The organism is Natrinema sp. DC36, assembly GCF_020405225.1.
Taxonomy (GTDB): domain Archaea; phylum Halobacteriota; class Halobacteria; order Halobacteriales; family Natrialbaceae; genus Natrinema.
Window position 1 is genome coordinate 2,383,468 of record NZ_CP084472.1, and the last position, 16,057, is coordinate 2,399,524.

At 64.2% G+C, this 16,057-nt stretch carries 24 protein-coding genes; 1 reads left to right on the forward strand and 23 read right to left on the reverse strand.

Annotated elements, in window-relative coordinates:
- Positions 1-102 precede the first annotated feature (102 nt).
- From LDH74_RS12370 to LDH74_RS12380, 3 genes are all read right to left on the reverse strand, one after another.
- Positions 103-2,013 carry a phosphotransferase gene (locus LDH74_RS12370; RefSeq protein WP_226039030.1) on the reverse strand — a complete coding sequence of 637 codons (1,911 nt, stop codon included), beginning with the start codon at positions 2,011-2,013 and terminating at the stop codon, positions 103-105.
- 289 nt (positions 2,014-2,302) lie between these two features.
- Positions 2,303-3,769 carry a flippase gene (locus LDH74_RS12375; protein WP_226039031.1) on the reverse strand — a complete coding sequence of 489 codons (1,467 nt, stop codon included), beginning with the start codon at positions 3,767-3,769 and terminating at the stop codon, positions 2,303-2,305.
- A 319-nt stretch (positions 3,770-4,088) separates the two neighbouring features.
- Complete coding sequence (locus tag LDH74_RS12380; RefSeq protein WP_226039032.1) at positions 4,089-4,382, reverse strand: hypothetical protein; 294 nt, start codon at positions 4,380-4,382, stop codon at positions 4,089-4,091.
- A 233-nt stretch (positions 4,383-4,615) separates the two neighbouring features.
- Here LDH74_RS12380 and LDH74_RS12385 point away from each other — a divergent pair, with 233 nt between their 5' ends.
- Entirely contained in the window at positions 4,616-4,777 is a 162-nt protein-coding gene (locus LDH74_RS12385) for a hypothetical protein (RefSeq protein ID WP_226039033.1), read from the forward strand.
- A 121-nt stretch (positions 4,778-4,898) separates the two neighbouring features.
- Here the strand turns inward: LDH74_RS12385 and LDH74_RS12390 are convergent, their stop codons facing one another.
- The 20 genes from LDH74_RS12390 to LDH74_RS12485 form a co-directional block, all read right to left on the reverse strand.
- Positions 4,899-5,414, reverse strand: coding sequence for a hypothetical protein (locus LDH74_RS12390; protein ID WP_226039034.1), 516 nt, complete (start codon positions 5,412-5,414; stop codon positions 4,899-4,901).
- Between the two features lie 128 nt (positions 5,415-5,542).
- Positions 5,543-7,006 (reverse strand): preprotein translocase subunit SecY, encoded by a 1,464-nt coding sequence (secY, locus tag LDH74_RS12395; RefSeq protein ID WP_226039035.1) that lies wholly within the window; start codon positions 7,004-7,006, stop codon positions 5,543-5,545.
- Positions 7,007-7,008: 2 nt separating this feature from the next.
- A complete protein-coding gene (locus tag LDH74_RS12400) occupies positions 7,009-7,509 on the reverse strand; it encodes an uL15m family ribosomal protein (protein WP_226039036.1) in 501 nt (166 codons plus the stop codon).
- Between the two features lie 2 nt (positions 7,510-7,511).
- Positions 7,512-7,979 (reverse strand): 50S ribosomal protein L30, encoded by a 468-nt coding sequence (locus LDH74_RS12405; RefSeq protein ID WP_226039037.1) that lies wholly within the window; start codon positions 7,977-7,979, stop codon positions 7,512-7,514.
- On the reverse strand, positions 7,976-8,629 hold the full coding sequence (locus tag LDH74_RS12410; protein WP_226039038.1) for a 30S ribosomal protein S5: 654 nt from the start codon (positions 8,627-8,629) through the stop codon (positions 7,976-7,978). Before LDH74_RS12410 ends, LDH74_RS12405 begins: the two co-directional genes overlap by 4 nt.
- Positions 8,626-9,174, reverse strand: coding sequence for a 50S ribosomal protein L18 (locus LDH74_RS12415; protein ID WP_226039039.1), 549 nt, complete (start codon positions 9,172-9,174; stop codon positions 8,626-8,628). The genes LDH74_RS12410 and LDH74_RS12415 overlap by 4 nt, the downstream gene beginning before the upstream one ends.
- On the reverse strand, positions 9,174-9,623 hold the full coding sequence (locus LDH74_RS12420) for a 50S ribosomal protein L19e (protein ID WP_226039040.1): 450 nt from the start codon (positions 9,621-9,623) through the stop codon (positions 9,174-9,176). The genes LDH74_RS12415 and LDH74_RS12420 overlap by 1 nt, the downstream gene beginning before the upstream one ends.
- Positions 9,616-10,353 carry a 50S ribosomal protein L32e gene (locus tag LDH74_RS12425; RefSeq protein ID WP_226039041.1) on the reverse strand — a complete coding sequence of 246 codons (738 nt, stop codon included), beginning with the start codon at positions 10,351-10,353 and terminating at the stop codon, positions 9,616-9,618. The genes LDH74_RS12420 and LDH74_RS12425 overlap by 8 nt, the downstream gene beginning before the upstream one ends.
- 3 nt (positions 10,354-10,356) lie before the next feature.
- Positions 10,357-10,890, reverse strand: a complete 534-nt coding sequence (locus LDH74_RS12430; protein WP_226039042.1) for a 50S ribosomal protein L6 — start codon at positions 10,888-10,890, stop codon at positions 10,357-10,359.
- A 2-nt stretch (positions 10,891-10,892) separates the two neighbouring features.
- Positions 10,893-11,285 carry a 30S ribosomal protein S8 gene (locus LDH74_RS12435; RefSeq protein ID WP_098725838.1) on the reverse strand — a complete coding sequence of 131 codons (393 nt, stop codon included), beginning with the start codon at positions 11,283-11,285 and terminating at the stop codon, positions 10,893-10,895.
- A 1-nt stretch (position 11,286) separates the two neighbouring features.
- Positions 11,287-11,469 carry a 30S ribosomal protein S14 gene (locus tag LDH74_RS12440; protein WP_098725837.1) on the reverse strand — a complete coding sequence of 61 codons (183 nt, stop codon included), beginning with the start codon at positions 11,467-11,469 and terminating at the stop codon, positions 11,287-11,289.
- Positions 11,462-12,001, reverse strand: coding sequence for a 50S ribosomal protein L5 (locus tag LDH74_RS12445; protein WP_226039043.1), 540 nt, complete (start codon positions 11,999-12,001; stop codon positions 11,462-11,464). Before LDH74_RS12445 ends, LDH74_RS12440 begins: the two co-directional genes overlap by 8 nt.
- Complete coding sequence (locus LDH74_RS12450) at positions 11,998-12,726, reverse strand: 30S ribosomal protein S4e (RefSeq protein ID WP_226039044.1); 729 nt, start codon at positions 12,724-12,726, stop codon at positions 11,998-12,000. Before LDH74_RS12450 ends, LDH74_RS12445 begins: the two co-directional genes overlap by 4 nt.
- Positions 12,723-13,079, reverse strand: coding sequence for a 50S ribosomal protein L24 (rplX, locus tag LDH74_RS12455; protein WP_226039045.1), 357 nt, complete (start codon positions 13,077-13,079; stop codon positions 12,723-12,725). The genes LDH74_RS12450 and rplX overlap by 4 nt, the downstream gene beginning before the upstream one ends.
- A 2-nt stretch (positions 13,080-13,081) precedes the next feature.
- Positions 13,082-13,480: a 50S ribosomal protein L14 gene (locus tag LDH74_RS12460; RefSeq protein WP_207288781.1), complete on the reverse strand. Its 399-nt coding sequence runs from the start codon at positions 13,478-13,480 to the stop codon at positions 13,082-13,084.
- Positions 13,480-13,917: a 30S ribosomal protein S17 gene (locus LDH74_RS12465; protein ID WP_226039046.1), complete on the reverse strand. Its 438-nt coding sequence runs from the start codon at positions 13,915-13,917 to the stop codon at positions 13,480-13,482. The genes LDH74_RS12460 and LDH74_RS12465 overlap by 1 nt, the downstream gene beginning before the upstream one ends.
- Positions 13,908-14,321, reverse strand: a complete 414-nt coding sequence (locus LDH74_RS12470) for a ribonuclease P protein component 1 (protein WP_226039047.1) — start codon at positions 14,319-14,321, stop codon at positions 13,908-13,910. The genes LDH74_RS12465 and LDH74_RS12470 overlap by 10 nt, the downstream gene beginning before the upstream one ends.
- Positions 14,322-14,331: 10 nt before the next feature.
- On the reverse strand, positions 14,332-14,562 hold the full coding sequence (gene rpmC / locus LDH74_RS12475; protein ID WP_226039048.1) for a 50S ribosomal protein L29: 231 nt from the start codon (positions 14,560-14,562) through the stop codon (positions 14,332-14,334).
- Positions 14,562-15,575 carry a 30S ribosomal protein S3 gene (locus LDH74_RS12480; RefSeq protein WP_226039049.1) on the reverse strand — a complete coding sequence of 338 codons (1,014 nt, stop codon included), beginning with the start codon at positions 15,573-15,575 and terminating at the stop codon, positions 14,562-14,564. Before LDH74_RS12480 ends, rpmC begins: the two co-directional genes overlap by 1 nt.
- The gene (locus LDH74_RS12485) at positions 15,575-16,051 is read right to left on the reverse strand and encodes a 50S ribosomal protein L22 (RefSeq protein ID WP_226039050.1); all 477 of its coding nucleotides are present in this window, start codon (positions 16,049-16,051) and stop codon (positions 15,575-15,577) included. The genes LDH74_RS12480 and LDH74_RS12485 overlap by 1 nt, the downstream gene beginning before the upstream one ends.
- Positions 16,052-16,057: the final 6 nt, after the last annotated feature.

Below are 16,057 nucleotides of genomic sequence, written 5' to 3' on the forward strand. Positions count from 1 at the left end.
CACGGACGGCGTCTGAAACCGAATCACGCCTTCTCTCCTTTGCAGCCGGTATCAGTGTTAGCAGGTCCGATCCGCCGGTCGAACGGCCCCGTCGCTCGACGCTCATCGGTGACGTGACTGCTCGAGGGAGGCGTCCGCAGCACGAACGGAGTCGCGATGGCCTGACTCGGCTGTGTCTGCGTCGGAACTGGAGTCGGCCACTGGCTGCGAATCTGTGGAAGACTCCGTTCGCTGGCGATCGAGTCGGCACCGAATTTCCTCGAGGTTGTCGTAGAGGAACGTCAATCGATCGCACTTCTCCCGCGGATTCGCGTGGAAGCGCCACGGACTGTCAGACTGGAAGTGAACGTCGGTCTGGGTCACGAGCGCGTGTCCGAGATAGATCCCGAACGTCCGCGGGTGAACGCCGATCGCGTCGCAGTACGCGACCGACTGCTCGTACACGCGGTCGGCGTAGGGCGTGTCCTCGAGCAACGTGGCCCGGACGCCCGCCTCGAAGCCGCCGAAGGAGAACTCGGCGAGTTTCAGGGTGAAGAAGCCGGGATCGGCGACGGGGTTGCGATCGAGCGCGCTGTACTCCCAGTCGATGACGCGCTCGATCGTGCCGTCGTCGGCGACGAGGACGTTCCCCGGGTGGTAGTCCCCGTGTGCGGGGACCGTCGGATACTCGACCGGATCGGTCACTGCCGGCGGTGTCACGTCGAATTCGGCCGAGGTCAGCTCTCGATGTACCGTCTCCGGTGACACCGTTACTCGCGGCCCCGCGTGCGTTCGCTGTAGCCTCCCGATCCAGTCGAGTCCCGTCTCGAGGATCCGAGCGAAGGCGTCCGGATCGGGCGGCGTCTCCAGTCGAGCGACGACGTCCATGAGCGGCGTGCCCGCGGCCGGCGGTTCCGACAGCACCGGACCGAGCGGGGACTCCTCGAGCGCCACGTCGGGGAGCGTCCCCGTCAGCGGGCTGTCCGCAGCCGCGAGCGCAGAGAGGGTCGACGCCGCGCGTTCGTTGTAGCGGCCGTGCTGGGGGGCGTTCGGTACTTTTCGGACGGACTCGAGGTCGCCGTCGGCGAGTTCGAAGACGATCGACCTGTTTGCGCCGCGTCGGAGCACTCGCGTCCGCTCGGGCCCCCTCCCCGATTCGGCGTCCGTTTCCGGCTCCGACGGCCGCGTTCGACAGACGGCGACGTAACTGGGATACGACTGTGTGACGACGCCCATCCTGTTGGCGAGAGTTGCACCACCTCGGAGCAGCCCAGCGGCCGTCGTGTCCGCCTCGATCGTGTCCAATACCCACTCGAGGGCGTCGGGGTCGGCGACCGGTACCGCCCACCGGTATTGCCTCCCGCCGGGAAGCAGCCCGAACAGTTCGACCTCGTCGAACCCCCTGTCCTCGAGGGCGTCGACGAACCGCGAGGGAATCGATCGCCAGACGGTCGCCGGGGATCGATCGCCGGCCGTCGCCGACCCGCGCTCGAGGCCGACCAGATCCGTCATTCCGGTCGTTCGGGGCCAGCCGTTTATCTCGGTGATAAGTGTGCCACCGTCCTCGATCGACGCCGTGAGCCTGTCCACGTGATCGAAAAAGTCGCGGTCCGGTGCCCGCGGTCCCGTCGTGACGATCGTCGCGAACGAACGATCGCGGACCGCCGAAGTGAGGTCGTCGGCTTCGACTGATACGACGTCGGCACTCTCGAGCGCCGGTCGGGCCTCGAGAAGCCGACTGCCGGTATCGGTCGGCTGGTACGTATAGACCGTCTCGGCGAGTCGACTCAGGAGCGGCGTCGTCCGTCCCCAGCCGGGGGTCAGATCGAGACAGGAGCCGGAGATGTCGTCGGCGACGAGGGCGTACCAGCCGTCGTATCCGACGCCGAAGAGCGAGGTAAGTATCGAACGCGGCTCGTCGGCGGTCTCGAGCAGGGTCTGGACCGCCGCGTGTCGCTCACCCCGCTCGAACTGATCGACGAACGACCGACGGGCAGCCCCGTCGGTATCGGAATCGAGGGGTCGTGTATTCACATTCTCGATGCCGACTATATCCTATTTTGATATGAACGTGTTACCGGTATATAGCGCTCTGGAAGGGTATTGTTACCACCGGAGATGAGCGAGCCGATGAGTGAGCGCTCGTTCTCGAGAGCGCACGAACGGACCGGAATGGGGCGACTCGAGCGTGAGCGATCGGACACAGTGCAGGCAGGCGGTTACTCGAACGCAGTCGGTCGACACTCGAGAGAACGTGACGACCGAAACTGGGTCTCGAGCAGGGAGTTCCGGAAAGCGCCAAGACCAGCAACCGCCGGCGAAGCTAGGTCAACAGCGCGAGCGTCTCTCGAGGATCGACCAGCCCGCTGAACGTGATCAAGCATCCCCAGATACCGACGCCGAGTGCGATCACGCCGGCGAGGGCGATCAAGTTCGAGACGTAGGGGACGAGGATGAGGACGGCGACGCCCATCCCCGCGGAAATGAGGGCGATGAGCGCGATCGATCGGCCGACGCCGCCGTAATCGAACGCGATCTCGCGGTACATCACGAAGACGTTGACGGCCGTGTAGATGCCGTAGGTGACGACGGTGGCGAACGCCGCCCCGGCGACGCCGAATCGCGGGATCAAGAGCACGTTGAGGACCGCGTTGGCGGCGGAGGTGACTCCCTTCGCGATCGCGCGGTCGGACGCCCGGCCGAGGTAATCCAGCCCGTTCGTGGTCACGTTGGTAATCGCCTGGAAGATGACGTAGATCGCCATCAACTGAAGGACGGGGACGGCACCGGCGTAGTCCGCGCCGAACACGAGCCGAATGGCCGGATCGGCGACGAGGATCAGCCCGACTGCCGCCGGGATGTAGAGGAGGAGGACGTACTGTAGCGTCGACTCGTAGATCCGCGCCGCCTCCTCGAGCGCGTCGTTGGCCTTCTGTTCGCCGTAGGTTGGCGAGACGGAGAAGCCCAGCGAGCCGGCGGGGACGAGCACGAACTCCGAGATCTGCTTGCTGAGCACGTAGTAGCTCACGGCCACCGGATTGAGGAAGAATCCGACGAGAATCGTATCGATCCGATTGTCGAGAATGCTCGCGCTGGTCGAGGCGGTCAACGGGATACTGTACCGCAGCATTCGATTGCGCAGCGTCTTCTCGCCGCCGTCGTCGTCATAGGTCACGTAGAACCGTCGGTAGAGGAGGACGATCCCGACGCCTGCCGCGAGCACTGCGCCGACCAGATAGCCCATCATCGCGCCGACGACGCCGAGTCCGAGGACGGTAAAGGCGACGACGAAGCCGACCCGCGTGACGTTGTTGACGACGCTGACGACGGCGCTGAGCTCGACCTGATTGAACCCCTGAAAGACCGTCTGTGTGTAAGAGTTCAGCGACTGGAAGACGAGATAGACGCCGCCAACCAGCAATAGCGTTGCCGCCTCCGGCGTCTCGAGCAGGGCGGCGAGTTGCTCGTGGCCGACGACCAGCGTGGTGGAAACGATGCCGATCAACACCAGTCGAAATCCGAGCGACGCCCGGAGGAGATACGGGATCTTGCCGGAATCGGTCTCCTTGGACTCGGAGATGTATCGGGCGGCCGAGCGACCGATTCCGAGGTCGGTAAACATCCCCGCGACGCCGATGACTGCGATAACGAAGAACAACAACCCGTACTCGTCGGGCGTGAGCAGTTCCCGCGCGAGCAGGAGCATCAACACCCCGTTCGCGAGGTTGGTGACGAGACGAGCGCCCAGCGTCGCCTTGAAGCCGTCGACGATCCGCTCAGTGACTGACATTAGTCAACGCGAACACCGGGTCAGTTGGGAGGCGACGACAGCGCGACGTCGGCGACTCCACGAGCGCGGACCGGGGATCTGCCGTCGCACGGTCCGACCGGTGACGAACGGCGAGCACGTTCCTGATCACTGCGTTGACTGTCGCCGACGGACGGCATTGTTATCACCCTCCTACCGTCAGTCGAGACGGATTCCCCTTCGGAAGGGAGGACGTAACCCGCGCGACGCCGCTCGAGACTCTCGTTCGGTGATCGAACGGCTGTCGCCCGGGCGACGGCGAGGAGTCAATCGTCGGTGTCTCCGTCCCGATCCCCCGTCGTCACCCCTCGAGTTCGGGTTCGGGTTCGTCGTCCGACGCAACGCTTTCGGCCGAAAACTCGGCCCTGATCCGGACCGCATCGTCGGTGATTTCGTCGATCGCGTCGTCCTCGAGCGGGACGACGTCACCGGTTTCGGGCTCCCAGTCGAGTACGGCCTTGATCGAGTCGGTCATGTCCGGTTCCGGATCGAGGTGTGCACGCTCCGCGTCGGCGTCGACGACGGTACCGAGCGTCTCGCCGTCTGCACTTTCGACGGACTTGCCGACATCGTCGTCGGTAACGGTGGGACTCATTCCGTCGAATGTAACGTCCCGCCCCGGAAGCCGTCTCGGCCTGCACGACCCGGGCGGTCCCGGTTCCGTCACGACAACTCGAGGGGCGTCCGTAGGTTCGTCGGGAAGAGGGCACGCCGCGAACCATTGGAGACGACGCGAGACCGCCATCGATGGCACGCTCGAGACGGATCGTATGCGGGCACATGCATGCTGTAGCGCTTTCCCTCGAACGGACGGATGGTGAAGAACAGATGGCATTCAACCCGCCGATCGAGTGTCCGATCTGCCGGGACGTGCTGGAACTCGATCGGACCCTCGAAAACCACCTCGCCGGGGCTCACACCCACGACGAGGTCGCCCGCTATCTCGCCTCTCTCCACGACCGAGTCAAAATGGAGCCGGTCTCGGACTGAAGCGCTGGCAGCCGAACGCAGTCCGATCGCTCGCGCGACAGCGGTCGGTCTCTCGGCCCCGCGTCTCGCGTAGCGTTTGCAGACTGCACGTCCCCGTCGTGACGCGAGAGCGGAGCGGCTGTCACCCCGTCCCGTCGACCGTGTACTCCGGGATCCAGGGCGGCATCGACCGCTCTTTCGACCACTCGAACAGGTGGCGCTTCTCGTTCGCGTAGTAGTAGCGATAGGCGTCGACGTAGTCATCGGCCGTCCACCCGCCCGTCACCTGCGGCGGGTCCTCATGGCCCTCGGCCGGCCACTCGAGGCCGCGAACCCGGTCGTCGTCGAGCGAGCGAACGGTCGCCCAGCAGCCGTGGCGCTCCGTCGGCTCGTGATCCCAGCGGTAACGCCACTCCTCGTGAGCCGCGTCGGTGTACGCCCGGAGGGAACGCCAGTTGGCGACGGACCGCGCTGCCCAGCGAGTCAGCGGGTGGTCGGGATGCGTGAAGTACAGCGCGTCGGATTCCGGGTAGCCGTTTCGCTGAACCGCCGTCGTCAGTACCATCGAACACTCGAAGACGCTGCTCGTGACGTGACGATCGACGAGCCACGTCGCGGTTCGCTCGAGATCGCGATCAAGCCAGAAGGCGTTGACCATGTGTCAGGGTACGTTGTGCAGCGGGTTAGGTCTCTCACCGGCTGGCGACAGCCCACAGTTCCGTACCGACTGGTGCTGTTGTGCAACCGCTCACGGGCTGGAGAACTGAAAGAGAGACGAGATGGGCGTTAGTCGCCGCCGCCGAACATCTCGCGCATCATCGGATGCATCTCCATCATCTGCTCCTCGGCGATCTCCTCGTACAGCTTGTACGTGATGGAGACCGCCAGCAGCAGTCCGGTTCCGCTCACACCGCCGATGGTGCCGAGCATGTTGGCCCAGACGGCCAGCAGGCCGACCAGCGCACCGCCGATGACGGTCACCTGCGGAATGTACCGCTCCATGACCTTCTCGATGACGCCGACGTTCTGTCGGAAGCCGGGGATCTGCATCCCGGAGTTCTGGATCTGCTTCGCCGTCGATTCGGGGCCCATATCCGTCGTCTCGACCCAGAAGATGGCGAAGATCGCGCCACCGACGACCATGAAGGTGACGTCGATGCCGATCCGGATCATCACTTGCCACCATTCCTGGCCGACGTTCGCCGTGAACCACATCCAGTCCTGGGGCGAGTAGATCGGAGAGACGTAGTAGAAGAATCCACCGTCGGGTTGGCCCTGCGAGTAGCTACCAAGCCAAGCGGGCATCCCGGCCCACTGGCGGTTGAGGATCTGCCCCATGAACTGGACGTTCGCCTGCACTGCGCGAACGAGGATCATCGGCAGGACGCTCGCGTAGATGAGCTTCACGGGGAAGCGACCGCGAGCGCCCTTGACTCGAGCGTGGCTCAGCGGGATTTCGACGCGGACCGACTCCGCGTAGACGACGATCCCGAAGATGAGCACCGTCGTGAACAGGGCGATGATGTGCCCGTCACCGAGCAACAGCGTCTGCAGACCGGCGCCGGAGACGAGCGACCCCACCTCGACCTGTCCGGTCAGGATGCGGTACCAGTCGAAGAAGAACCCGCCCTGAACCGGGTTGATGAGCCCGGTGACCAGTCGCTGGCTCACGCCGGCGATGATGAACAGGCCGATCCCGCTGCCGACGCCCCACTTGCTGACGACCTCGTCCATGTAGAGGATGAGGATACCGCCGACGACAATCTGGGCGAACATCAGCATCTGTACCTGCGTCTGATCGAGGGTGAGCCCGCCGAGCTGGAGCTGGGGCACTGCTGGCAGGAAGCCGCCGGCGAACACCATCGGGAGCCCGGTCAGGATGACCATCATGACGACCAGTACCTTCTGGAGGCCCTGATAGAGGACCTGGTCACGGGGATCGTCCGTATCGAGCCCGAGCAGATTCGCACCGCCGAGCAACTGCAGGACGATGCTCGCGGTGACGATCGGACCGATACCGACCTGGAGCACCGATCCGTGCGCCCCGGCGAGGATCGCACGGAACTGTCCGAAGAGGTCGTCCGCCCCGCCGGACTGGAACCCGAGCAGCGAGATGTTCGTCAGGAAGAAGTACAACATGAGGATACCGACCGTCCACATCAGCTTCCGCTTGAAGGGGACGTGCCCCTCCGGACGGCGCACTGTTGGCATCCTCGTCAGGACCGGTTCAGCGGCTTCCTTCCATCCCATAGTTATTCCTCGTCCTGTTCAGCGTCGGCTTCGTCGTCCTCGTTCTCGGCCGCTCGCTCCTCGCCGCGCTCGGAGAGGACCGCTTCACCGCCGCCGGCCTCGAGTTTCTCCTCGGCCGTGTCGGAGAAAGCGTCCGCAGTGACCGTCAGCTGATTGCGGACCTGTCCCGATCCGAGGACCTTGACGACGTCGACCTCGTGGCCGTCCTCGACGACATCGCGTGCGTCGATTTCGTAGCCGTCGTCGGTCTCCTCGGCGAGGTCCTCCGCGACGTAGAGGATCGCGTCCTCGTCTAACTTCTGGACGTCGATCTCCGCGACCGTCTCGCGGATGTCGTGGGGTCGCTTGAAGCCGTGTTTACCCTTCGGTTCGTAGTTGTGGAACTCGTGTTTGCTGCGCCCGGCACGGCCGCGGCCACCGCGATGGCCCGCACCGCGTCGATTCTTGTGGGAACCGCCGCTGTGGGTCCGCGATCCGCGCTGGCGTCGTTTTTTGCTCGTCATGGTTATCGCATCGATTCTAGGAGGTCGTTAATCTCCCCTGTTGTATGCTTTCCGAGTTGGCCGCCCTCGACGGTCGGCTTTTTGATACCGTCGTGACCCCCCCGCGGCGGGTGGAGTCGAAGCGTCGGTGACAGTCCCTCGTCACGAAGCGTCGTCTCCTCGTCGAGCAGCGCGTCGGCCAGTTCACCGAAGGTGTCGTACTCGGTGTTGTCGGCCAGCCACTCCTCGTCGACGTCCGCCTGCTTGCCCTCGAGGGGCTCCGCTCGCTTCGCGAGCAGGGTCTCGATCACGTCCGCGTCGGGCTCTCCGACGGCGACGTAGTCGTTGACCTTCGCGATCATCCCCTCGTAGGGGTCGGTTTCGGGAACGAGCGTGCAGTGGTTGACGTTGTGGATGTTGAGCATCGACAGGGTGTCCTGGACGTCTTCCTGTCGATTCACTTCGCCACGGATCTGGACGATCGCTTTCATTGGTCAGCCACCTCGGCTTCGTCCCGGCCGCCTCGCTGTCGCGGCTGTCGCGACTGGGAGGCGTTCTCGAGCGCGTTGTACGTCGCTTTCGCGAGGTTGACCGTCGTTCGAGTGTTGCCGTGGCTCTTGGTCCAGGCGTTCTCGATGCCGGCCAGTTCGAGGACGTGACGGACCGTGTCGCTAGCGGCCAGTCCGAGCCCTTCGGGGGCCGGAATGACCTCGACGACGACGGAGCCGGCCTTGCCGGTCGTCTTCCGCGTCAGCGAGTGGGGCCGATCCGAGCGGTCCTCCCAGGAACCCGAACCGCGGGGCACCTGGATCATGTTCAGCTTCGCGATACCGATCGCCTTCTGGATGGCGGAGCCGACCTGGTCGTCTCGACCCTCGGCGTAGCCGACGAAGCCGTTGCGGTCGCCGACGGCGACGACGCAGCGGAACTTCACGCGTCGTCCGGAGTCGGTCATCCGCTGGACCATGTTGATGTCCAGTACTTCGTCTTCCAGTCCGGGAAGGAGCTGGTCGATGATTTCGGGTTCCTTTAGCGGGAGGCCCGAGTTGAGGGCGGTCTCCATATCCTCGATTTCGCCCTCCTGGACCTTCCGGCCGAGACGGGTGACGGGTTCCCATCCGCTATCGTTGTAGTTACTCATTCGAGAATCGCCTCTCGTACCTCGTCGAAGTGTTCGGGGAGATCCGTTGCGTCGAACTCGCCGCTGTACAGCGGCTCGTCGAGCTGTTCGGCGTACTCGGCGATGTGCTCGCCGCGCGTACGCGACCAGTCAGCGAGTACACTGTCGTTGTGCGGGATCTCGAGGCCGGCATCGATCGCGCCCTCCTGTACCGCGAACACCTTGTTGCCGGGCGTGGCCGTGTTGAGGCCGATGTCGAGGACCGCTTCCTCGAGACCGGCGTCGACGGCTCGTTTGCCGGCCAGGAGGCCGGTCAGATACGCCGCGGAAATGTTGCTCGTGGGGGCGTCCCAGCCGTACTCCGCCAGATCGCTCGAGTGCGCGCTTGCAAGCGTCTCGTCTCCCTGAGGTCCGGGAGTAATCAGCTGCGCCGTAGTGTGCTTGTTACTCTTGCGAGCAACGAGGCGGGGCTTTCCCGATTTCAGCAGGCGCAACCTCTGGTGGTAGTCCGTCCGGACCTCACGGCGACGCCGCATCGGCACTTTGTATCGTGGTCCTGTCGCCATTATTGGTTACCGTAGTTTTCGTCGATATAGTTCAACAGGTACTGGACGCTACGGAACTCCCCGCCGCCCGCCTTCTTGTAGAGCGTGCGGTACTGCGTGGGCGTCAGTTCGCCCTTGTCGCGGAGGTCGCGTAGCTTCCGGCGCTGTGCGCGAATCTTCTTCTGCCATTCTTCTTTCTCGTTCTGGCGTGCGCCCTTCTTGCCGCGGCGCTTGCCCTGGCCGTTCTGGTGGCCGTAGGCGCGTTTCGCGTTGCGCTCGCGGGCGCGACCGCGAGAGTTGCCGGAGGGTTCGTCGGCCTGAATGCGACCCTCGTCGACGAGTTCACGGATCTCGTCGCGAGTAATCGCTTCGGCGATGTCTCCCTGCGCATCCGGGTCGAACCAGACGCGGTTCTTGCCGACGTCCATGACGTCGGCCGCCAGTCGCTTCTGTGCGCTCAGATCAGTCATCTGATTCCACCTCGACTTCCTCGTAGGTCGGGTTCAGGACGCGAACGCCCTGGTCTTCGGCTTCCTCTTCGATCCGCTCGCGCTTTCGCGCGCCGACCGCCGAGGCGATCCGGACCGCCTCGCTGTCGCCGTCGACGCCCGCGAGATCGTCGAGATTCTCGACGTAGACTTCCTCAAAGCCGCTGGGGTGTTTCCCCCGGACGGCTTTCGGCGTGCGGTAGCCGGCTTCGACTTTCGGGCCCTTGCCCTTGACACCGCGGCGCTGCTTGGACAGCTGGCCGCGGGGTCGTCGCCAGGATTCCGGCGTCCGCTTTTTCTTGTGGTAGTCCTGACGGTTGAACTGCGGCTTCCCCTCGCTCCGTCGGCGGTTGAGGAGTCGCTCCTCGTTCTCGGAGAGGTCGGGCGTCTTCTCGGTCAGCCCGCGGGGCTGCAGTTCCGTCTCGACATCTTCGTCGGGTTCTTCTTCCTCGGCGCTCTCGTCCTCGATCTCGGCTTCGGTCTCGTCGGTGACCTCGAGGTCGCCGACGTCAGCCTTGATACGAGCCGCGAGCGCGTTCCCGACGCCGTCGGCATCGGCCAGGTCGTCCTGGTCGGCTTCCTTGATGTCCTCGATGGACTCGAAACCGGCATCGCGCAGCGCGTCCGCTTTGCTCGCGCCGACGCCGCTGATGTCCTCGAGAGTCCGGGCGTCGTCCGAGGCTTGCTCGTCGTTCGATTGATCGTCTGCCATCTTTTAGACGCCTCCTTTGGCGGGTTTGGTGGTGATGTAGACCCCGTCCTGGAAGACGCGGGTGTCCTTGCCGCTGACCTTCGTCAGTTGCTCGATGTCGGCCGCCGTCTGTCCGACGTCCTCCTTGTCGGGGCCGGACAGGACGAGTTGCTCGTCGTCGACGGCAACGTCAGTCTCACCGTGGATAGTCGTTCGTCGCGGTGCCTTTTCGCCGAGGAAGTTCTCGATGACGACCTCCTCGCCTTCCACGCGGACCTGCATCGGGAAGTGAGAGTAGAAGACTTCCATCTCGTACTCCCAGCCCGTGGTCACGCCGTGGAATGCGTTTCGGATGTGGCTCTCGAAGGTGCCGACGGTCGAATTCGTCTTCGCGTCCTCGGCACCGCTTTCGATGACCACCTGATCGTCGTCGGTCTCGACGGTCACGTCGGGGTACCAGAGGCGGCGTGCAACGCTGCCTTCCGGCCCTTCGACGGTCACGTCGAACCGATCGACCTCGACGGTTACGTTCTCGGGGATTTCCAGTTCTACTCGCATGGTCAGTAGACGTATGCGATCACCTGGCCCCCAATACCCTGCTCGCGAGCCTCGTAGTGGCTCATGATGCCGCTGCTCGTCGTGACGACGAGCGCACCGAAGTCTCGAGCGGGGAGATAGCGCTTCTCCCACTTCTCGAAGTCCTCGGAGCCGACGGCGTAGCGGGGCTTGATGGGGCCGCACTGGTTGATCGCTCCTTTCAATTCGACCTCGAACTGACCGGCTTTACCGTCGTCGACGTACTCGAAGCCGTCGATGTACCCGCGGTCGTAGAAGACCTCGAGTACGCTGCCGATTTCGTTCGAGGCGGGCGTTACCTCGTGGGTGAGATGACCCACACTCTCGGCGTTATCGAGTCCCGAGAGCGCGTTACTGAGTGGATCGTTTCCGGTCATGTTATCGATACTTCCTGAATCCCATGTCGCGGGCGATCTCGCGGAAGCACTGCCGGCAGAGGTTGATGTCGTACTTCCCGACAAGCCCCTGCTCGCGGCCACAGCGCTGACAGGACTCAATCTGTCCCGTCCGCTTTGCTGCGTGCTCGCCCGTGCGGTCGTTTTCTGTTTCGCTTTCACTCATCGTCTGTGCCCTCTACGGTCACGTCGAAGTTCGCCTCGAGGAAGCGAATCGCGTCCTCGGGGGTCAGTCGGTGGCTCGAGGGGATCGATCGGGTGGCCTTGTCGCGCTTGGCGATGCGGTAGCCCGGACGTACCAGGTTGACGGTGACGTCCAGCCCGTAGATCCCGACGTTCGGGTCGTACTCCTGGCTGGGGAAGTCGGTGTGTTCCGCGACACCGAAGCTGAAGTTCCCCGTGTCGTCGAACTGCGACGACGAGATGTTCGCCAGGGGAAGCGCCGTCTCGAGGAACTCGTAGGCGTCCTCGTCGCGAAGGGTCACCTTCGCGCCGATCGGATCGCCCTGACGGATGCCGAAGTCGGGTTCGGTCCGCTTGGCCTGCGTGCGGACGCTCTCCTGACTCGTGACCTCCTCGATGATGTCCTCGGCCTTGCCGAGTTCGCGACCGCCCTGGCCGACGCCCATGTGGACGACGACTTTCTCGACGCGGGGCTCGCGCATTTCGTGGAAGTCAGCGTTGTCGGCTTCGCTCATTCGTCATCACCTGTGTTTACGGGCTCGTCGTCTTCGTCACCGGTGAAGTTCTCGTCGATAACGACGACGTACTCTTCGACGGTTTCGAAGCCGCCGTCGTCCATCGAGACGCCGACGTTGTTCGATCCGCTGCCCGGCGTGATGTCGATCGCGTCGATCTCGCCGACTTTGCCGCCGTGGTTGCCACGGACGGCCGTCACGAGCGCACCTTCCTCGTACGGGAAGTGTGCGACGACGGATTTGTCGTCGTTGTCGATGACGATCGAGTCCTTCGGCCGGTACTCGTCGGAATCGGTGAGGACGTTCGTTCCGTCGTGGAGCGTCAACTGCGTGTCGCCGCCCGGAACTTGCTGTTTGCCCTCGATCTTGCCGAGGCGGCTCCCCGCTGCGTCCTCGTCGATTGCGGTCAGCGCGAGCCGACCACCCTCGTCGGGGAAGACGCGGTAGTACTCCTCGAGAGCGGGGAAGGCGACGATGTCGAACATGCCGATCGGGCGCTGTTCGTCGTTGATCGCGTTCCCGTTAATGAGGATCGAATCCTCCGAGAGTGCGTAGCGCGCTTCCTTGCGCGAGTCCACGTAGCCGAGCACGTCCCGCAGGAGGACGACGAGCGGTACGCCGTCCTCGCCGTGCGGGCCGGCACCGGCCTTTACCGTGAAGGTCTCGGTCTTTCTCTCGACCGGCCAGGACTTCGGAACCGACAGTCGCTTCTGGTGTTTCGTCATTCGGTATCACCTTCGAGACGCGCCTCGCGACGCTCGTCCTCGAGGTCGAGCTCCGTGAGACGGACGTTCGACGGGTCCAGCGGCCGCGGCACTTCTTCGCCGTCGGCCGTCTCGACCGTCACGTCCTCGACGTGGATGGTTCCATCCTCGAGGATCGCGCGCATGACCTCGCCCTCCTCGCCGGCGTGGTCGCCGCGCATGACCTCGACCGTGTCGCCCGCGTTGACGCGGGTTCGACGGGTGTCGTACTCCTCGCGGAGGTCGTCGGACAGCGTCGCGTGCAGCTGCTTTCCTCGCTCGTGCAGCGGCGCGTTTCTCGTCTGCGTTCGCTGTTTGTGTGGTTGCGTGGTCATATCTATACGATCATCGTCGCCGTACTGGCGATTGCTCCGAAGCGTTCCGCGACTTCGCGGGCGATGGGCCCCTTGATCTCCGTGCCGCGGGGCTCCTCGTTCTCGTCGATAATGACCGCCGCGTTGTCCTCGAACTTGAGCCGCGTGCCGTCCGGCCGGCGGATCGACTTCCGCTGGCGAACGACGACGGCCTCGAGAACCTGTCGGCGCATCTCCGGGGTACCCTTGGTGACCGAGACGGTCACTTTGTCACCGATCCCCGCCTTCGGCTGGCGGTTCTTGGTGCCGTGGTAGCCCGCGACGCTGATGATCTTCAGCTCACGTGCGCCGGTGTTGTCGGCACACGTGACCAGGGATCCCTTCTTGAGGCCCTGCGTGACGTCGGCTTTCATCGCCTCCATCACTCATCACCCTCGTCTTCGTCGGTCGCGAAGTCCTCGTCCGAAAGCTGCGGCTCAGGCTCGGCCTGGCTCGTGAGTTCGGCGAGGTCCTCCGCGGTCGCTTCTTGGGTTACTTCGACGACCACGTGCGATTTCGTCTTCGACAGTGGTCGGGTCTCTGCGATCTTGACCGTGTCACCGACCGAGAGCGGCTCGAGCACGCCCGGTACGTGTGCCGGGATGCGCGAGCGTCGTTTCATGTGTCGGTCGTACTTCGGGACCGCCACATCGTACTCTCGCTCGACGACTACGGTCTTGTCCATGTCCGTGGAGACGACCGTCCCCTCGAGGATCTGTCCTCGAACGGAGAGGTCGCCGTAGAACGGACACTTCTCGTAGTCGTATTCCTCCGGATTGTTCGGTTCCGGAGGGGTTTCAACGTCTAGTCCTATTGCCATGGTGAGTCACCATTCGTTTCCGTGCGTCGGGCGGGTCGTGAGAGCAACCGCGATCCATCGACCGTAACGTAGGCTACATCCTCGCCAGCGCAGTCCGCAGCGGGTGAGGATCGTTCCTCGGATCCCCCGGCGGGTTCAGTGTCGGCCAGTTTGGACGCAGTCCCCGACTCCTTCGCGGAGTCGGCGGCTTCATCTGTGATCGCGAACTCGAACGTCGAGCCCGACTTCGGCACCATGACGACCCGGGACTCGCCGTCGTCGCGAACTTCTATCGAGAGGGTTTTGGTCGTCTCGATGACGATCCGTCCCTCGAGGCCGACCCGCGAGGAGTCGTCGCTCTCGACGACTCGCACGGGGAGCCCGTTGAGTTCGTGTCGCGGCAGGGTCTCGGGTGTCAGTGCCATTGGTGTGTCGTTATTCCGCGGTTGCTTCCGCTTCGTCCTCGAGATCGCCTTCTTCCCGCTGGATCGTCTTGATCCGCGCGACGGTGCGACTGAGTTCGCCGATGCGACCCGGATTCTCCGGGGCACCACCGGCGGCGAGGACGGACTTCTGGTTCAGCAGTTCCGTCTCGAGTTCCTCGAGTTCTTCCTCCCGCTCGGCGGGAGTCATGTCGCGGATCTCTTCGACGTGGAGGATCGCCATCAGGCGTCACCTCCCTCGTCTGGGTCCGCTTCGTCCGTCTCGGCTTCGTCCGCGTCTGCAGCTGCCTCGTCCGTCTCCTCGTCTTCGGAGGCGCTTTCCGCCTCCTCGTCCATCTCTTCGACGAGCTCTTCGGCTTCCGCTTCGACGTCTTCCTCGAGCTCCTCGAGCTCTTCGTCGACGTCTTCGTCGTCGGGGACTTCGACCTCGTCGAACTCCTCGTCGGCGTCGGCCTCGACCTCCGCTTCGATGACTTCCTCGACGACGTCTTCGTCGAGGTCGGCTTCGTCGGTTTCGACGGCTTCGTCAGCCGCAGCCTCGGCATCGCCTTCGGCGGCCTCGGGTTCGCCCTCGAGGAGTTCCTCGACGCCGCCTTCCGCGTTGACTTCGACGGCGTCCGGAACGACCTCTTCCGGATCCATGTCCTCGCTGACCTGGAAGTCGTCGGGGAGCTCGGCTCCCGGCGGGATGATCTTGACGTCGACACCGATGGTGCCGAGTTTCATGACCGCGACGCCCTGACCGTGGTCGACGACCGTCTCGGCGGGCTCGCCGTTGTGCTTGATGTAGCCGCGGTTGAACTTCTCGACGCGCGATCGCGCGCCGGTGACCTTCCCCGACAGGACGATCTCCGCGCCGAGCGCGCCGGCGTCCATGATCCGGTCGATCGTCGTGTGACCGGCCTTTCGGAAGTACCAGCCGCGCTCGAGTGCGTTGGCCAGTCGGTCCGCGACGATCCGTGCGTTGAGGTCGGGTTCGTCGACCTCCTGCACGTCGATCTGGGGGTCCTCGAGGTTGAACCGCTCCTCGAGGGCCGTCGTGACCTTCCGGATGTTCTCGCCGCCTTTGCCGATGACCATCCCGGGCTTCTCGGCCTTGAGGACGATCTGGGTTCCCATCGGCGTCTTGGCGACGTCCATACCACCGTAGCCCGCGCGGCCGAGCTCTTCCTGGAAGAACTCGTCGATCTGGGACCGCTGCAGGCCGTTTTCGATGAATTGGTGTTCGTCAGCCATTAGTTATCGTCCTCCTCGTCTTCGACTTCTTCGACGACGATCTCGACGTCGACCTGTGGCGTGTTCCAGGCCGAGGCACGCCCCATCGCGCGGGGCTTGCGGCCCACGGACTCGCCGACCTTGTGGGCGGCGACGTGGGCGATCTCCATCGACTCGCCGTCGAAGCCCTGATGATCTGCATTTGCTTCGACGTTCTCGAGCAGATCGAGGAACTCCTTGGAGACCTTCTCGGGGTACTTGCCGGCGTCCCAGCCGTCGATATCGGAGCGGTGACCCGCGCCGGTATTGTGGGACTTGAACGGCACCGACTGCTTCTTGTCGATTACGTCCTGAAGGTACGCTCGAGCCTCGCCGACGGTCTGGCCCTTGAGTTGGCGTGCGACCTCCTTGCTGTGCTTGTTGCTCATATGACGCTCCCGAAGCATGGCTTTCGCCGTGGCGTCGGGATCCGCGTCGACTGAGTAGTTGATTCCCATGCGTGG